The sequence below is a fragment of the Streptomyces marinisediminis genome, assembly GCF_026262575.1.
GTDB classification, from domain to species: domain Bacteria; phylum Actinomycetota; class Actinomycetes; order Streptomycetales; family Streptomycetaceae; genus Streptomyces; species Streptomyces marinisediminis.
This window is the reverse complement of sequence record NZ_JAPKFL010000022.1, coordinates 77098-92892: the sequence shown is the minus strand read 5'-3', so window position 1 is coordinate 92892 and position 15795 is coordinate 77098. Positions and strand designations below refer to the sequence as shown.

Here is a 15795-nt window from a genome sequence, read left to right as displayed (position 1 = left end):
GGCGGTCGACGCCCGGTAACCGCGCTGCGAGGAGTTCCGGCCGATCTCCCGGCTGACCACCGATGGACACCGCCCCAGCCGCCGCGCGATCGCGCGTACACCCTCGCTCCGGCCCGGCCGACCGCGATCTCCTCACGCTCCTCCAGCGTCAACGGCCGACGCTCCGCCACGAGCAACCCCTCTCACCTGCACTGTTGCTTCGAGGCTATGACACCGCCCCGTTAATTCCGGACGATCACTGCATGTAACCGGCCTCCACCAGACAGGCCGTGATGGAAACCCAAGGGCTAGGCGCGCCACCGCCGGCCATGCACGAGTTCGTTGGAGATCGACTGTTATCTCGCAGAAAGCAAGTTCTTCCAAGCGCGGTACTCGTAATGCGACGGGTCGGAGTGGCGTCCTCAGACGCGGTCGGCGCGAAGGATGCTCGGGTTCGACGGCTCGTTGGTCAGGGCCGACTCTTCACGGCATGAGAGGCAGTTGGGTCCGTGTTCACCGGGCTTCACTGCTCACTCGTGGTCTCGGCCAGGAGCCGCACTAGCCTTTCAGGCTCGTCTGCCCACAGGTGTACTTTACTGACGACCTGCTTGCCCTTATTGGGAAGGGATACCAGAACCGGCTCCCGAAGCTGGGCGGTAACGTTGGTACTTCCGTAAACTTCAACGTGAAGAGAATCGTCATGAAACATGGCGATGTGTCGTTGGGCAAGTGACTGTTGGTGCACTCGTGCTCGCTCGACGCCTGCCACGGGGACGGTGACATCCACCATGCTGGAGAACCTGATGCGAAGATTACCGCCGCAGAGCGTCGTCGGATAAACCACGAGAGATGCGAAGAAAGCAAAAAACCACCAAAGCCCGATCATCGAAATGACGAGAAGGGTGACGCGCGCAGTTGGCCACGGGACGGCCAGGTGTACCACGAAGAGCTCGACGAGTGCGATCGCCAGCATGGCCCACAGAATCCCGCTTAGGGCGCGGTGGTAGCTCACGGCGGAGCAACTCGGTGGAATGTCGCGGCGGCGCATAGCGAATAGCAGCGTGGCGCGTTGCATGGTCAACTCAAGCGCGATCAGTTTCCCCAGTGGTTTAGGCATGACTGTCTCCACTGCTTGCATGGCGGCTGTGAAACGATCGGGTGAGGTGTTGAGGCGGCTCCGGTACACATGCCTGATCTGCCACGCACCGAGGATCACGAAGATGAATAGCAGCCCTTCGAGTATTAGTACGACGACAATGGCGTCTGTCAGGGAGACTTCGCCGACCCACACGAGGAGAAGTTCCGTCAGAATGACAAGAAGTGCCGCCCATTTGATGTACGGGATGAGGCGCTGGATCATGTGGAAGCTACCTATCAGTTTTGGCTACGATCCAACTGTCGCGTAGTAACCCGCAGGAGCATAGGCGAAATAGCGCCATTTGTAGCCGCCTGTCCGCCAGGTACTCTGCTGACTGTTCCGCGCTTGGTGCGAGCCAGTTTGAGCGCTGGGTAGCTACCGACTGCCAGGCCATCCCTCGCAGGTGCTCCGTTGTCATACCCGGGAGCGCTTATTCTGCAACTGCATGGCGTTGATTTTCGGATACGACGAGGCGACACTCTCGCAGCCAAGATCCGCGTTTCACTGAAGTACTACCGCCCGCTGGTGGGTGAGGCTGGGCGCGCCATACGGTTCCAAGAAACCATCCTTTACGTCCACGTTCCGGCACGACGACAACTTGCTCGTCAACCCCGACATCTGAGGGCAGCCAACCAGCGCCAACCCCCTCCTCCACCTCAAGAGGGCAGACGGCACCGGGTGGTTCGACAACTACGCCCAGAGCATCGATGCTGTATGGGCCGCCGCGCAGCCGTGGGCACCCGAACAGGGGAGGACCGTCGGCCATGGGCGGAACTGAGTACTACAAACACCCCGCCGCTCCGGAGGCGCACACCCTCATTCCGGCCAGGAACCTGCTCGTCGTTGACGAGACCGGTGCGATACTCCTCCAGCGCCGCCGCGACAGTGGTCAGTGGGCGCTCCGTGGCGGAACCCGGAACATCGGCGAGACCGCCGCCGAGTGCGTGGTGCACGAGGGCCAGGAGGAGACCGGGATCGTCGCCGAGAGCACGCCCTTCCTCGTCGGCGTCTCGACCGCCAACGTCCACGACAGCCTCGCTCTGAAGCCCATGGTGACCGGTCACCCCACGAGCACGACCCTCACCGCAGCCGCTACCTCAAGCTATAGCGCCTGTACGCGGACAAGACCACGGCCTTCCTGACCTGCGACGATGGTGACGCGGCAAACGCATCGGCGTCCGCACCGCCCACAAGGGCATCGACTCCAGCGAACGCATCGGCCGCCGATGACGGGTCGTTGAGCGCACCATCGTCCTGGCTGACCGGCTACCGCCACCTCAACACCCGCTACGAGCGCCACCCCCGCAACTACCTGCCTTCCTCGGCCTCGCCACCGCCCTCTGCTGCTACAAGCGAGTCGTCCGCCTCACCACGTAGGACACGGTCTTAGGCGGCTCGTTCGAAGCCCAGGTCACACGTTGTGTGGCCTGGGCTTCTTCGTGTTTCGGGCTGGTTGGGGGTTCGGGTGTGGGGTGGGGGGAGGAAAGTTGTACTGGCGGGAGTAGGGATCGTGTTGCTTGGGTGCTAGATTCGTGCGGGTAGTGGCGAAGCGAGCGGAACGGGAGGGCAGGCCCCGTCACGGTGGCACCCGGTCGACCCCGCGTTCGTGATCTCGGCACGCGTGCGGAGCGGCAGAGCCTGGGCGGTGGTCGCCGGTAGCGGGTGCCGAGTTGCCCCCAGGGCTCCGGATGCCGCGTGGCGCCCCGGGTCCTTCCACGTGTCTTCCAGAGGTGTCAGTGGCCGCAGAAAACCCCTCTTCCCCCTCCAGTCGCCTCGATGACGACGACTACCCCGCGTACACCATGGGGCGGGCGGCCGAGATGATCGGCACCACTCCGGCGTTCCTGCGGGCGATCGGTGAGGCGCGGCTGATCGTGCCGTTGCGCTCGGAGGGCGGGCACCGCCGCTACTCGCGCTACCAGTTGCGGCTCGCCGTGCGCGCTCGCGAGCTGGTCGACCAGGGCACGCCCATCGAGGCGGCCTGCCGCATCATCATCCTCGAGGACCAGCTCGAGGAGGCCCGGCGCATCAACGAGGAGCTGCGTCATCGCGCCGGCGCGCAGGAGGCCGGGGGCGGCGCCTGACGGTGGGGAGGCGGGCGCTGAGCCGGCGGTCGGCGCCGCTCCGGTGGCGGGGTGTGGCCCCGGTCGCACGCGGCCGCTGCGCCCCGCGGGTGCGGCTTCAGTCCCCCGCCGTGCGGGTTCGGTCGCATGCGCAGCCCCGGCCCCCGGGGGAGGGTGCGGGTTCGGTCGCCCGCACCCGCTCCGGCCCCCGGGTGCGGCTTCGGCCCCCGGTGCGGCGCTTCGGTCGCACGCGCCGCCCGGTCGCCGGTGCGGGTTTGAGGGTGGGGTCGCTCCGGGGCGGGGGTGAACTGGTGGTGCTCTGGGTGGGGAGGGCTTCGACGGCTGGGGCACGCGGGGCGGCCTTGCCGCTTTGGGGCGAACTCCGGTTGACGCGGCACCAGCGGCCAGCGGTGCTGTTACGGGGGTGTGTGGTTTCGGTCGTCCGGTGCGGCTTCGGGAGCGCACGGTCCGGGGGCTGGGGCGGGCGCTGGGGCGGGGTCGCTTCGGGGGGTGGGTCGCTGCGGCGGCCGGGCCGCTTCGGTGTCCCGTGGTCGCGCCGTGCGGTGCGGCCGGGCGCCGGGGGAGCAGGTGTCCGTCGACCGCGGACGGATATCTCTCGTGGCCGGTGCAGAAATTCGGGAAATGAGCTGCCAGAATTTTCCGTGTGACCCGTGTGGCGGGAATCTCCTCGTGTCGCCCGGCCGGTCCGTGCTACGCTCGGATCAGTTGCAGTTGTGGTTCCCAAAGATTTCAGTTGCGCTGGCCGGATCCATCGGTGAGCGCCTTTTCAATTCCGGGTCATCCGGAGGGGAAATCATTGCAGCGACTCCGGGGTCCGTAAGGTGCGGGCTCCGGGCACTGCCCCCGAAGGAGATTCTCGTATGGCATCTGGCACCGTTAAGTGGTTCAACGCGGAAAAGGGCTTCGGCTTCATCGAGCAGGACGGTGGCGGCGCTGACGTGTTCGCCCACTACTCGAACATCGCCGCGTCCGGCTTCCGTGAGCTGCACGAAGGCCAGAAGGTGAACTTCGACGTCACGCAGGGCCAGAAGGGCCCGCAGGCCGAGAACATCGTTCCTGCCTGACGCTGAGGCGTGTGACGTGGCTGGGGCCCGCACCTCGGGTGCGGGTCCCAGCCCGTTGCTTTGCCCGCCGCGCTTCCGGCTTCGGTCGGACGCGCGTGCGGGGTGTTGACCGGCGGTAGGTTCCGCCAGTAATGCACAGGTCGGGCCGGGCGGATCGCGCCCCGGCCCCCGCGACGGAGTGCCGGGCCCCGCTTTCGGCTCGTGTTCCGGCGCCCATTCTCCAGGCGAGCCGGTGGCCGTGTACGGCCAGACGCCCCTCGCCCTTTCCCCGGCTCGTTCTTGCGAAATTCTCCCGCGGTTCACCCGTTGGCTGAGGAGATTCCTCGAAGCGTGCCGCATCGAGGAAGGTTCTCCATGAACCGCACTGCTCGCACCAGCGAGAGTTCTTCCCGCGCCTCCGCCTCCGGTTCCCACCGGGGCGGGCGCGGCCGCCCGCAGGGTCCGGCCCGCCGCCGGGCGCCGTCCCGCTCGGTCGCGACCGGGCGGGGACCCCGTTCCGCGGCCCCGCAGGGTGAGTTCGCGCTCCCGGTCTCCGCGACGGCCCCCCTGCCCGCCGTCGAGGCGTTCGCCGACCTCGACCTGCCCGCCCCGCTGCTGGCCGCGCTGCGCTCGGCCGGCATGACCGTCCCCTTCCCGATCCAGGCGGCCACGCTGCCGAACTCGCTGGCCGGCCGGGACGTGCTGGGCCGTGGCCGCACGGGTTCGGGCAAGACGCTCGCCTTCGGGCTCGCGCTGCTGGCCCGCACGGCGGGTCGGCGCGCCGAACCGCGCAAGCCGTTCGCCCTGGTGCTCGTGCCCACCCGCGAGCTGGCCCAGCAGGTCACCGACGCGCTCGCCCCCTACGCCCGCTCCCTGCACCTGCGGCTGGCCACCGTCGTCGGCGGCCTGTCCATCGGCCGTCAGGCGAGTGCGCTGCGGGCCGGTGCCGAGGTCGTCGTCGCGACGCCCGGCCGGCTCAAGGACCTGCTCGACCGGGGCGACTGCCTGCTGGACGAGGTGGACATCACCGTGCTGGACGAGGCGGACCAGATGGCCGACATGGGCTTCATGCCCCAGGTCACCCGCCTGCTCGACCAGGTGCGGCCCGGCGGGCAGCACCTGCTGTTCTCCGCGACGCTGGACCGCAACGTCAACCTGCTGGTCCGCCGCTACCTCACCGATCCGGTGGTCCACTCCGTCGATCCGCCCGCGGGCGCGGTCACCACGATGGAGCACCATGTGCTGCACGTGCACGAGGCCGACAAGCGCACCGTCACCACGGAGATCGCCGCCCGTGAGGGGCGAGTGATCATGTTCCTGGACACCAAGCACGCGGTGGACCGGCTGGCCAAGGCGCTGCTGGCCTCCGGGGTGCGCGCCGTGGCCCTGCACGGCGGCAAGTCGCAGTCCCAGCGCACCCGCACCCTCGGCCAGTTCAAGTCCGGTCAGGTCAACGTGCTGGTGGCCACCAACGTCGCGGCCCGCGGCATCCACGTCGACGACCTCGGCCTGGTCGTCAACGTCGACCCGCCCACCGACCCGAAGGACTACCTGCACCGCGGGGGCCGCACGGCCCGCGCCGGCGAGTCGGGCACCGTGGTCACCCTGGTCCTGCCCGAGCAGCGCCGCGAGGTGCGGCGTCTGATGGTGGACGCCGGGGTCACGGCGCAGGTGAGCCAGGTCCGGTCGGGAGAGGCCGAGCTGAGCCGCATCACCGGGGCCCAGGCGCCCTCCGGCGTCCCCGTCACGATCGCCGCCCCGGTCGCCGCGCCGACCGGACGCCCCGACTCCGCCCGGCGCGGACGGCGCGGCCGCCCCGCGCAGGGACGCCGCCGCTCCGCCCCGCGCGGCACGGCGTAGGGGCGGTCGCCGGTGTGGTCCGGCGACCGCGCACACGCCGCCGGGTGGCGCGCCGGGACGACGCGCCACCCGCGGGCGTGGGGCACGGCCGCCCGCACGGGTCCGCTTCCACGCCGGCCGCCTCGCACCGTCGCCAGCCCTCCCACCGCCCCCTTCGACACTGTTGAGGCACTATGCGCTGCGTCATCGCCCACTCCCCCTTCTACCTGCTCAAGAACGATGTCCAGCAGGCGATGAAGGGTGTCAAGCCCGAGCCCCTGGCCGGGGAGTCCGTGACCATCGGCCGCCGGACCTACCCCGTCAAGCAGGTCGGAGAGGTGATCACCGGGCAGGACCGCCGGGACTTCACCTCCGGCGAGGTGAGCAGGGCGCTGACCCGGCTCGGCTTCACCTGCCAGGCCGCCGCACCCGCCCCGGCGCCCGAACTCTCCCCTCTTCAGGAGGCGGAGGCGTTCCTGGGGACCACGCCGCACGAGCGACCGACCCGGTAGCGGACGGCTCGCCCGCGTGCCCCGGCCGCCCCGCGCGGGTTCGGGCGACCCCGTCCCCGCGCGGGGCCGGGGCGCGGCCGTATAGCATCAGCGGTCATGTCCAACGCTGATGAGCTGCTCGTCGGCATCGCCGCCATGGTGGAGTCGGAGCGCACCAACCAGATGTCCCTCACCGTCGTAGCGCACGGGGCCGTCATCACCGGCCGCCTGGCGCCCGAGGCGATGTGGCGCGAGCGCGTGGCCGAGGTCCTGCGGGACTCCGAACGCCTCCGCCCCTTCGCCGACACCTTCCTCGGGGGGCCGGACGACGGCGGGCCGCGGGGAGCCGCGACCACACCCCCCGCCTACCTGCACTTCCACGTCGCCCGCATCCTCCAGGGCACGGTCGGCATCCCGGAGACGGGAGGGATGTACCGCATCGCCATCAAGGACGTGAGCGCCTGGACGGTGGGGGACTTCAGCTACTCCGATCACTGAGCCCGCGGCGCGGGGCCCGCCGGGCCCCGCGCCGCTCTCGTCCTGACGGCGGCGCGCCTGCTCCGTCTCCCGCCCGTGTGGCGGGGGTGGGGCGGCGCGCCGTGGGCGCGTTCGGGCGCGCCTCGGTGCCGCCGGTGCCGGCCGGGCGGCGCGCCGCGTGGCGCCCCGCCGCGTGGCGCGCGCCGCCGTTCCGGGCACGGGGCGGTGCCCGGCCGGCGTCCGGCGGCGTGGCTGCGCGCGCTGCGGCGCGTCATGGACGAGATGCGCGGTCGTCGCTGACGACGCGTGCGGCGCGCCGGGGCGGATGTGCGGCCGGTGTGCGGGCGCTCGTGGCCGCGGTGGGGCGGGCCCCGCGGCGCCGGGAGGCGGGTGTCAGTGGTGAGTGGGAGCCTGGGGCGTAGGGATCGATGCGAAGGGGATCGCCATGATCACTACGGACTTCGTGCCCGGCTCGCCTTCCTGGCTGGACCTCGGCGCGCCGGACGTCGACGCGGCCGGCCGCTTCTACGGCGCCGTCTTCGGCTGGGAGACGGAGACGGTCGCCGAGGGTGACGAGGGTGGCCGGTACGCCGTCTTCCGGCTCGGCGGCAGGCCGGTGGCCGCGGTCGGCGGCCTGGACGAGCAGGGAGCCAGGCCGGCCTGGATGGTCTACTTCCACACCGCGGACGCCGAGGCGGCGGCGCGGGACGTGGAGCGGCTCGGCGGCACGGTGCGGGTGGCCCCGTTCGACGTGGGCGAGGAGGGCCGGATGGCCCAGTTCTCCGACCCGCAGGGCGGCCAGTTCGCGGTGTGGCAGCCGGGCAACACGGCGGGTCTGGGGGCCGCCGACGAGCCGGGCAGCCTGAGCTGGACGGAGCTGTACACCTCCGACGCGGCCGGGGCCAAGCGCTTCTACGGCGAGCTGTTCGGGTGGACGACGACGGCCATGCAGATGCCCGGCGACGGGGGCACGTACGAGCTCGTCACCCCGGCCGGACAGCCGGAGGAGCGCATGCAAGGCGGGATCATGGAGCTGCCCGCCGAGGCGCTGACGGCGACGGGCGGACGCGCCTACTGGCACCCCGTGTTCGCCGTGAGCGACTGCGACGCGGCGGTGGCCCGCGTCACCGAGCACGGCGGCACGCTCCAGATGGGGCCGGAGGACGCGGAGGGCGTGGGCCGCGTTGCCGTGTGCGTGGACCCGGCGGGCGCCGACTTCGTGCTCATCACCCCGGAGCCGCCCGCCGCCGCGTGACCCGGTCCGGGACGCCTCGCCGCCCACCGCCCGGCGCGGCACGGGTGGACCCGCCACGCGGCCCGGTGTGGGCTGTGGGCGGGCGCCGCCGCACGGTGCCGGTCGGCGGCGGGGTGGCGGCTGACGAGAGGGGCCCGCGTGGAACCGCGCGCCGGTCGGTCCGCGTCGGCTCGTCGCGCGGGACGACGACGGGCTCCGGCGTGCTGAGGCGGGCGGACTGGTAGCGGTGCATGGCTCGGCGCGGACCGCGGTGGACAGCGGTCGCTCGCCGGTGTGGCCGGTGGGCGGGGTGCGGTCGGAGGGATTCGTCGCGCGGCGGGACGACGCGTGCGCCACGGTGCCGGTGGGGAGCCCGGCGGGGTGTGGGGCCGGTACGCGGTCGGAGCCGGGGACGGGCCCGGACACCGGCCTACCGCGCGGTGCGGGGTGGGGGCCGGGGGTGGGCCGCCGGTGCGTGGAGTGGTGGCCGGTGCCGGGGTGGCGGCGCCGCGTGGGCCGGGGGTTACGGCCAGGAGGGCTCGTTGCGCGGGACGACGACGAGTTCGCCCACCGCGCTGGTGGGTGGGACGGACAGCGCGTAGAGCAGGGTGTCCGCGACGATCGCCGGGTCCTGGAGCTTGCTGGTGTCCGCGTCGGGGAAGCGCTCCAGGATGAAGGGCGTGCGCATGCCCCCGGCGATGATCCCGGTGACGCCGACGCCCAGGCAGTCGCGCTGCGCTTCCTGGAAGAGCGTGTGCGTGAACGCCCGCAGGCCCGACTTGCCGGCCGCGTAGGGCGCCGCCTCCGTCCACGTGCGCCGCGAGGCGGTCGAGAGGATGTTGACGATGTGCCCGCTGCCCCGGGCCACCATCCGCCGGTAGGTCTCCAGGCACAGGTACATCGGCCCGAGGAGGTTGGTGGTGACCACGTGGGTGACCTCGTCGGCCGTCAGGTGCTCGATGGGCTTGGAGACGTCGACGGCCGCGTTGTTCACCAGGATGTCCAGCGGCTGCCCGGCCTCGTCGAACTCGGTGAATGCCTCGGCCACGGCGCCCGGTTCCCGGATGTCGAGTTCCACGAAGCGCGCGTCGTGCCCTTGCTCCTTCAGCGCGTCGCACAGCTCCTCGGCCTCCTGCCAGCGTACGTCCGCGACCCGTACGGCGGCCCCGGCGCTCGCCAGCCGCCGGGTGATGGCGGCGCCCAGGCCGCGCGCGCCGCCGGTGACCAACGCCTGCTTGCCGCGCAGGTCGACGTAGTCCGTGCTCTCCATGCAGCCCTCCACTCGCGTCGTCCGTCCAGCGTGCGGCGGGTGGTGGGGGGTGGCACGCCGGGCGGGTCCGACGGGGGGACGCCGCCCCGGCGCGGCGGGCGGCGTCCCCCGTCGGACCCGCCCGGTGGCCGGTGCCCGGTGGCCGGTGTCGGCCGTGGGCGCGGTCCGGGTGCGGGCGGCCCGGGCTACCGGGCGGCGGCTTCGGCTGCGGCCCGGGCGTCCAGGACCAGGTCGGCCGCGTCGTCGATGCGGTCGGCGGCCTCGGTGAGCGTCAGGGTGACGGGGAAGCGCTTCATGCGCAGGCTCGTGCGCTCCTCGATGACGGCCATCAGCTCGGTGAGGGAGAGGGAGTCCATCTCCAGCTCCGCGAAGGTCGCGTCGGGGTGGAGGTTGCGGCGGGGCAGGCCGAAGGTCTCCCTCAGTACGTCGGTCAGCAGGTTGAAGGCAACGGACATGGCCATGGCTTCCTCCCGGTACGGCGACTGGCGGCCCGAAGGCCGCACTACGCCCACCATGGCCCCGGGCCCGCCCCGGGCGCGGCAACGTCAACCTTGCGCCGCCAACCTTCACCCGCTCGGGTGGTCATGCCGCGCTCCGGCGCGGCCCGGCGCATCGGCGGTCAGTCGCGCCCGGCCTCCCGGGCCGCGCGCTCCACCCGTGCGTGGTGCTCCGCCCACCACGCCGCGTCACCCGGCGCCATGTTCCCGTTCCGGGCCTGTAGGCCCACGGCGCCGTCGAGGAGCTCGCGGCCGATGTCGGCGTGCCCGGCGTGCCGGTGCGTCTCCACTGCGACGTGCACCAATATCCGGTGGAGTGTCACCTCCGCCCGCTCGGCGGGCCACCACGGCACCCGCCCGACCGCGTCCAGGGGCAGCTCGGCGATGGTGGCGTCGGCGTGCGCCCATGCCCGGCGGTACAGCGCCACGATCTCCTCGCGGCCCTCGTCGGCCGTGGCCCACAGGTCCACCACCGGGTCGGCGCCCAGCTCCGCGAACCACGGGGGCGGGTCGCTCAGGGGGCGCCCGAAGACGTCCCCGAAGTACCCCATCTCCACCCCGGACAGGTGCTTGACCAGGCCCAGCAGGTTCGTCCCGGTCGGCGTCAGCGGCCGCCGGGCGTCGTACTCGGACAGTCCGTCGAGCTTCCACAGAAGCGCGTCCCGGCCGTCTCGCAGGTACCGCTGGAGGTCGGTCTTGGGCAGCTCGTTCGTCATGCCGCCGAGTCTGCCACCGGGCACCGACAGCACCGGTCGTACCGGGGCGGGCGTGCCCGCGCGGCCTTCGGGTGCCGGGTGTGTGGTGCCCGGGTCGTGACGGTGGGGTGGCGGCGTCGCGTGTGGTGTCGGGGTGGTCGTCGGGTCCGGCGGACCATGGCGCGGAGTGTGACGCGGCGGCTTCGCGCGGTGTGGCGCGGGGGCGTCGCGGTCGGGTCGGGGGGCGGGTGCTGTGGCCGAGGGCGGTTCGGGCTGCGGGGCGCGGAGGCGGAGTGCTTCGCGTGTCGGAGTGGTCGGCGCGGCTGCCGGGCGCGGGACCGGGGTCTGCGGCGGGCGGGGCTGACCCCGGTGCCCACCGCGACCGGCTCTGACGCGTACGGGACCGGTGCGCCGGGCCCCGGCGTGTCGAGGGGCGCGGGGGTGTGGTGCGGGACGGTGGGCGGGGGAGCGCCTTCCGCTCCGTTTCGCGCGCACGTCGACGCGGGCCGCCGCACCGGGCGCCGGTGGGGGCCGCGCGAGGCGCGCGGTCGGCGTCGGTCGGCGTGCCCTGGTGACGCCGCACCGGCCGCTCGCCACGGCGCACCGGGCCGGGTCGCCGGGCCGCGCGGGGGGCGGCCGGGCCGGGGAGCGGCGCGGCGGGGCAGCGGGCCGGGGCGGGGTTTCACGTGGGGGCGGGGGGTGACCCGGGGCGTTGTCCACAGGCCGTGGAGGGCGGCCCGCGAAGGAGGCGACGCCATGACGACGACACCGGAGCGGACGCTGCACCGCACGTCCGCGCAGTCCGCGAGCGAGCCGGGACGGGTGTGGGTGGGCGGGGGCGAGCGGACGCTGCCGGTCGTGGCGCCGCCCGCGCTGGGGGGCGGGGACGGCGGTCCGGCCTGGCAGCCCGAGCAGCTCTACGCGGCGGCCTTGGCCTCGTGCCTGCACCAGACGCTGGGCGTGGTGGCCAGCGAGGTGGGCGGCGCCGACCTGGCCGACAGCCGGGTCACCGCCGACGTCGCGCTGACCCACGACGGGTCCCTGCGCTACGGCTTCACCACCCGCGTGACGGTGGACGTGCCGCGGGTGGACGCCGGCACGCGGCGCATGCTGCTGCGCGAACTGATGCGCACGTGCCCGGTCGCCGGGCAGGTCGAGCTGGCCGAGGGCGCCGAGGGCGCCGAGGGTGCCGAGGGCTGAGCGCCGCGCGGGGCCGACGGGGCCCCGGCGGGAAGGTCACCGGGAGGCCGCCCGCACGGGTGGGCGCCGCCCGGGCGGGTCCGTGCGGCGCCCTTCGTGCGAGCGGCCTCCCGTACGGCGTCCCTGTGCTCAGGCCAGCTCCGCCAGCAGCTCGCGGCAGGCGGTCGCGCAGCGGCGGCAGGCGGCGGCGCAGAGCTGCACGTGGTCGTGGCCGGTGTGCCGCTCGCACTCGTCGGCGGCGGCGTCGCACACCGTGGCGCAGGACTCCAGCACGGCCCGGGTGACGTGCGCGTCGTAGCCGGTGTTCCGGGACAGGACGCGGCCGGTGGCGTCGCACACGTCCGCGCAGTCGAGGGTGACCCGGATGCACTTGCGCAGCTCCGTGACCTCCTCTTCGCACAGGGACGCGTCCGCGCTGGCCGTGCACGCCTCCACGCACGCGAAACACTCCTCGATGCAGTTCGCCAGCGCCCTGCGGTCCACGTGGGACAGGTGTGCCGGGTAGCGCTCCAGCATCTCCAGCGCCGGGGTGACCATGACGCGTCGCCTCCGTTCCCGCCGCCCGCGGACCGCGGGGCCGCTGCCGGCCCCCGGGGACGGCCCGCCGGGGCACCCCGGGCGGGTAGCACACGGGTCGCCGGCCGAAACGTGCGGTCGGCGGCACGCCGGCCGCACGTTTCGGCCGGCGTGCCGCCGCCCGGACGCGCGGTGGCCCGTCCGGGCGCCCGCGCACACCGCGTTCGCCGCGCGGAACGGGCCGGTCACGTACGCCTGGGCGCAGGTCCGCCCCCGCGACGCCGGGGGCGGTGGACGCCTCCCACCCGGCCCGCGCCTCCACCCGGCCCGTGCCCCCACCCGGCCCCCGCGCGAGCGCGGGACCGGGCGCGGTCGCGGCACCTCGCCGGGCCGTGTCGCGCCGCTGCCGTGGGCCTGGCGGTTCCGCGTGGCGGCCGGGCACGTCACGGCGGTGGGCCCGGCACCGGGAGGGCGCGTTTACCGGCGGGTAGGCGCCGGTCGGCGGACCCCCTTGCGTGGCCGCCGAGCGGGCACCAGGACCTTACGGACGGTATGTCCGGCGCTGTTAAAGTGACAGTCACTTGCCCCCACGAGTTGTGCAGCTAGCTCGCGGAGAGAGACGCGTCGGCCCGCCGCCGCCGCGTACCTCGGTGACTTCACGTGAGGGGAGATCTGTGAGCAGCGAGACCGTGGGTACCTTCCGGTACCACGTAGCCGACGACACCTGGACGTGGTCGGAGGCCATGTACCGGCTGTACGGCTACGAACCCGGCGGGTGCACCCCGACCACCGCGCTCCTCACCGACCGCGTGCCCACCGCCGACCGCGAGCGGCTGCTGTCCGTGTTCGCCGGGGCACTGCGCGGGGGCGACGCCCCGACGTCCGAGCTGCACCAGATCACCACGCCGTGCCGGACCCGGACGGTGGTCACCCTGGTGGAACGCGCCACACCGCCGGGCGAGCCGCCGGAGCTGCACGGCTACACGGTCGACGTCAGCGTGCCGGTCCGGCGCGTGGCCGCCCGGCTCGCGGACCGGGACGTGCGGGCGGCCGTGGACGGTCACCGCCTGGTCGACCAGGCCATCGGGGTGCTCACGCTGCTGCACGGCGTGGAGCGCGACGCCGGGTTCGGCCTGCTGCGCTGGCTGTCCCAGCAGTCCAACACCAAGCTGCGCACGGTGGCGGGGCGGATCGTGGACGCGGCGCGGCAGAGTGTGCGCGTGCCGCCGGACACGGCGCTCGCCCTGGACGCCGCGCTCAGTGACGCGGCGCTCGCCGACGCCGTCCGCGCCGACGGCGTGCCGGACGGCGCCGTACCGGCGGACGGCGTCCGGCTCGACGGCGCTCGGCCCGACGGCGTCCGGCCCGGCGGAGCCGACGGGGCCTCCGCCCCGGGTGGCGCCGCCGGGTCCGCTGCCGGGGCCCGGGCGTCGGCGGACGGGGTGCACGAGCCGTTGCGCATCGCGGTGGACTCCGGCGTCACGGAGGAGGGCGAGCCCGCGGCGGTGCTGCGGGCGCGGGGCGCCGTCAACCTGGTCACCACGCCCGACTTCGCGCAGGCCCTGCGGGGGCTCATGGGGGCGCAGCACCGCGGCGCCCACCTGTGCGTCGACCTCAGCGACGTCGCCCACCTGACCTCCGCCGCCCTCGCCGAGCTGCACCGGTTCCGGCACCAGGCCGAACGGCGCGGCCGGAGCGTCACGGTGCGGCCGCCCGCCCACCTGCCCGCCCCCGCACGACGCCACCAGCCCCAGTGACCGTGCGAGGTGAACCCCACGGTGTGACGTTCGTGAACCTTCCCCTTCCGACCTTCCGTCGCGCGAGCAGAACGGAGATCATCACTCCATGTCTTCCCTGCACGAGAGTTCCCCGGCCTCCCGCCCGGTCGTCGCCGAGCAGTACGCGCTGGACGGGGCCCACGTCATCGTCGTCCGCGGTGAGCTGGACCTCGACGCGGCCCCGGCGCTCGGCCAGGCCATCGAGGAGGCGCGGCGGACCGGCGCCGTCCGCGTCGTCGTGGACTTCGCCGACGTGGAGTTCTGCGACTCCACCGGGCTGAACGTGCTGCTCCAGGCACACCTCGCCGGTGACGTGCGGGTGGCCGCCCCCGCCGAGTCCGTCATCCGGTTGCTGGAGGTCACCGGCGCGAACGGGGTGCTGCGCGTCTTCCCGACGGTGGCGGAGGCCGCGGCCGGCTGACGCCTTTCCGGTGACCACCACGTGAGGGGGCGGTGCGGGCCCGGGCCCGCACCGCCCCCTCACGTGGGCCGGGTGCGCTCGCGGGCGTCAGGCGTCGGTCAGCAGCCCGGTGCGCAGCTTGCCCAGGGTGCGGGCGAGCAGGCGGGAGATGTGCATCTGGGACAGGCCCAGCTCCCTGCCGATCTCCGCCTGTGTCATCTCCTGGCCGAAGCGCATCTGCAGGATGCGGCGCTCGCGCTCGTCGAGGTCGGCGATGAGCGGCTGGAGGGACTGGAAGTCCTCCACGCTCTCCAGCGCCGGGTCCACCCCGCCCATGCGGTCGGCGACGCTCGGGCCGACGTTGTTCTCGCCGGGTTCGTCCGCCGCGGCGTCCAGGGAGCCGGCGGTGTAGCCGTTGCTGGCGACGAGGCCCTCGACGACCTCCTCCTCGCTCAGTCCCAGCCGCTCGGCCAGCTCGCGCGTGGTCGGTCCCCGACCCAGCCGCTGGGAGAGCTCGTCGGTCGCCCGCGCCAGGTCGATGCGCAGCTCCTGCAGGCGGCGCGGCACGCGTACCGACCAGCTCGTGTCGCGGAAGAAGCGCTTGATCTCGCCCATGATGTAGGGCACCGCGAAGGTGGTGAACTCCACCTCGCGCGCGGGGTCGAACCGGTCGATCGCTTTGATCAGGCCGATGGTGCCGACCTGGACCATGTCCTCCATCTCGCCCGCCCGGTTGCGGAACCTGCGGGCCGCGTACCGCACGAGGGAGAGGTTGATCTCGATCAGCGTGTTGCGGGCGTACTGGTACTCGTGCGTGCCCTCGTCCAGCTCCCGCAGCCGTTCGATGAACAGCCGGGTGAGTTCGCGGGCGTCCCGGGGGGCCACGGCCTGCGCCTCCTCGACGCTCGGCAGCGGCGGCGGCGTGGCCTCGGTGCCGGGCGTGCCGGCGGTGCCGGGCTCCACCGTGGTGGACCCGGCGGTGGTGGGCGCGGCCGGGGTGCGGGTCGTCTCGTCCGTGGTCGCCGTCGTGCTCACGTTCCCTCCCTGGTGTCCGTCCGTGGACAGCGGTGCGTCTACCCCTGGCGCGGCGGAACATGTCCGCCGTTCGCGAAATCGTTCGCCGCGCGGCGGACGGTGCGCACGGCGGGTGGCGC

Annotated in this window: 16 protein-coding genes and 1 pseudogene; 10 read left to right on the top strand and 7 right to left on the bottom strand. The window is 73.3% G+C overall.

Annotation, left to right across the window (positions count from 1 at the left end; translation table 11 throughout):
• Both OSB71_RS24670 and OSB71_RS18330 read right to left on the bottom strand, forming a co-directional pair.
• Positions 1–99: pseudogene (locus OSB71_RS24670) on the bottom strand (helix-turn-helix domain-containing protein); the annotation flags it as partial.
• A gap of 403 nt (positions 100–502) precedes the next feature.
• Positions 503–1339, bottom strand: a complete 837-nt coding sequence (locus tag OSB71_RS18330) for a hypothetical protein (RefSeq protein WP_265949351.1) — start codon at positions 1337–1339, stop codon at positions 503–505.
• Between the two features lie 542 nt (positions 1340–1881).
• On the opposite strand from OSB71_RS18330, the gene OSB71_RS24530 reads away from it, so the two are divergent.
• The 7 genes from OSB71_RS24530 to OSB71_RS18290 all read left to right on the top strand — a co-directional run bounded on the left by OSB71_RS24530 (position 1882) and on the right by OSB71_RS18290 (position 8306).
• Positions 1882–2259 (top strand): NUDIX domain-containing protein, encoded by a 378-nt coding sequence (locus OSB71_RS24530; RefSeq protein WP_323055308.1) that lies wholly within the window; start codon positions 1882–1884, stop codon positions 2257–2259.
• Between the two features lie 594 nt (positions 2260–2853).
• The gene (locus OSB71_RS18315) at positions 2854–3201 is read left to right on the top strand and encodes a MerR family transcriptional regulator (protein WP_265949349.1); all 348 of its coding nucleotides are present in this window, start codon (positions 2854–2856) and stop codon (positions 3199–3201) included.
• A gap of 860 nt (positions 3202–4061) precedes the next feature.
• Positions 4062–4265 carry a cold-shock protein gene (locus OSB71_RS18310; RefSeq protein WP_265949348.1) on the top strand — a complete coding sequence of 68 codons (204 nt, stop codon included), beginning with the start codon at positions 4062–4064 and terminating at the stop codon, positions 4263–4265.
• A 354-nt stretch (positions 4266–4619) separates the two neighbouring features.
• Entirely contained in the window at positions 4620–6104 is a 1485-nt protein-coding gene (locus OSB71_RS18305) for a DEAD/DEAH box helicase (RefSeq protein ID WP_265949346.1), read from the top strand.
• A 173-nt stretch (positions 6105–6277) separates the two neighbouring features.
• Positions 6278–6595, top strand: a complete 318-nt coding sequence (locus OSB71_RS18300) for an SCO5918 family protein (protein WP_265949345.1) — start codon at positions 6278–6280, stop codon at positions 6593–6595.
• Between the two features lie 96 nt (positions 6596–6691).
• On the top strand, positions 6692–7072 hold the full coding sequence (locus OSB71_RS18295) for a GvpU-like protein (protein WP_265949343.1): 381 nt from the start codon (positions 6692–6694) through the stop codon (positions 7070–7072).
• Between the two features lie 424 nt (positions 7073–7496).
• Positions 7497–8306 carry a VOC family protein gene (locus OSB71_RS18290; protein WP_265949341.1) on the top strand — a complete coding sequence of 270 codons (810 nt, stop codon included), beginning with the start codon at positions 7497–7499 and terminating at the stop codon, positions 8304–8306.
• A gap of 502 nt (positions 8307–8808) precedes the next feature.
• Here OSB71_RS18290 and OSB71_RS18285 read toward each other — a convergent pair.
• The 3 genes from OSB71_RS18285 to OSB71_RS18275 form a co-directional block, all read right to left on the bottom strand.
• Positions 8809–9555, bottom strand: a complete 747-nt coding sequence (locus OSB71_RS18285; RefSeq protein ID WP_265949340.1) for an SDR family oxidoreductase — start codon at positions 9553–9555, stop codon at positions 8809–8811.
• Between the two features lie 185 nt (positions 9556–9740).
• The gene (locus tag OSB71_RS18280) at positions 9741–10016 is read right to left on the bottom strand and encodes an acyl carrier protein (RefSeq protein ID WP_265949339.1); all 276 of its coding nucleotides are present in this window, start codon (positions 10014–10016) and stop codon (positions 9741–9743) included.
• Positions 10017–10174: 158 nt separating this feature from the next.
• Positions 10175–10768, bottom strand: coding sequence for a DinB family protein (locus tag OSB71_RS18275; RefSeq protein WP_265949337.1), 594 nt, complete (start codon positions 10766–10768; stop codon positions 10175–10177).
• A 735-nt stretch (positions 10769–11503) separates the two neighbouring features.
• Here OSB71_RS18275 and OSB71_RS18270 point away from each other — a divergent pair.
• Positions 11504–11947, top strand: coding sequence for an OsmC family protein (locus tag OSB71_RS18270; RefSeq protein WP_265949336.1), 444 nt, complete (start codon positions 11504–11506; stop codon positions 11945–11947).
• A gap of 129 nt (positions 11948–12076) precedes the next feature.
• Here OSB71_RS18270 and OSB71_RS18265 read toward each other — a convergent pair whose 3' ends face one another.
• Positions 12077–12484, bottom strand: coding sequence for a four-helix bundle copper-binding protein (locus OSB71_RS18265; protein WP_265949333.1), 408 nt, complete (start codon positions 12482–12484; stop codon positions 12077–12079).
• Between the two features lie 653 nt (positions 12485–13137).
• On the opposite strand from OSB71_RS18265, the gene OSB71_RS18260 reads away from it, so the two are divergent.
• Both OSB71_RS18260 and OSB71_RS18255 read left to right on the top strand, forming a co-directional pair.
• Entirely contained in the window at positions 13138–14220 is a 1083-nt protein-coding gene (locus OSB71_RS18260; protein WP_265949332.1) for an ANTAR domain-containing protein, read from the top strand.
• An 88-nt stretch (positions 14221–14308) separates the two neighbouring features.
• Entirely contained in the window at positions 14309–14662 is a 354-nt protein-coding gene (locus OSB71_RS18255; RefSeq protein ID WP_265949331.1) for an STAS domain-containing protein, read from the top strand.
• Positions 14663–14749: 87 nt separating this feature from the next.
• Here OSB71_RS18255 and OSB71_RS18250 read toward each other — a convergent pair whose 3' ends face one another.
• Positions 14750–15604, bottom strand: a complete 855-nt coding sequence (locus tag OSB71_RS18250) for an RNA polymerase sigma factor SigF (RefSeq protein ID WP_265949368.1) — start codon at positions 15602–15604, stop codon at positions 14750–14752.
• Positions 15605–15795: the final 191 nt, after the last annotated feature.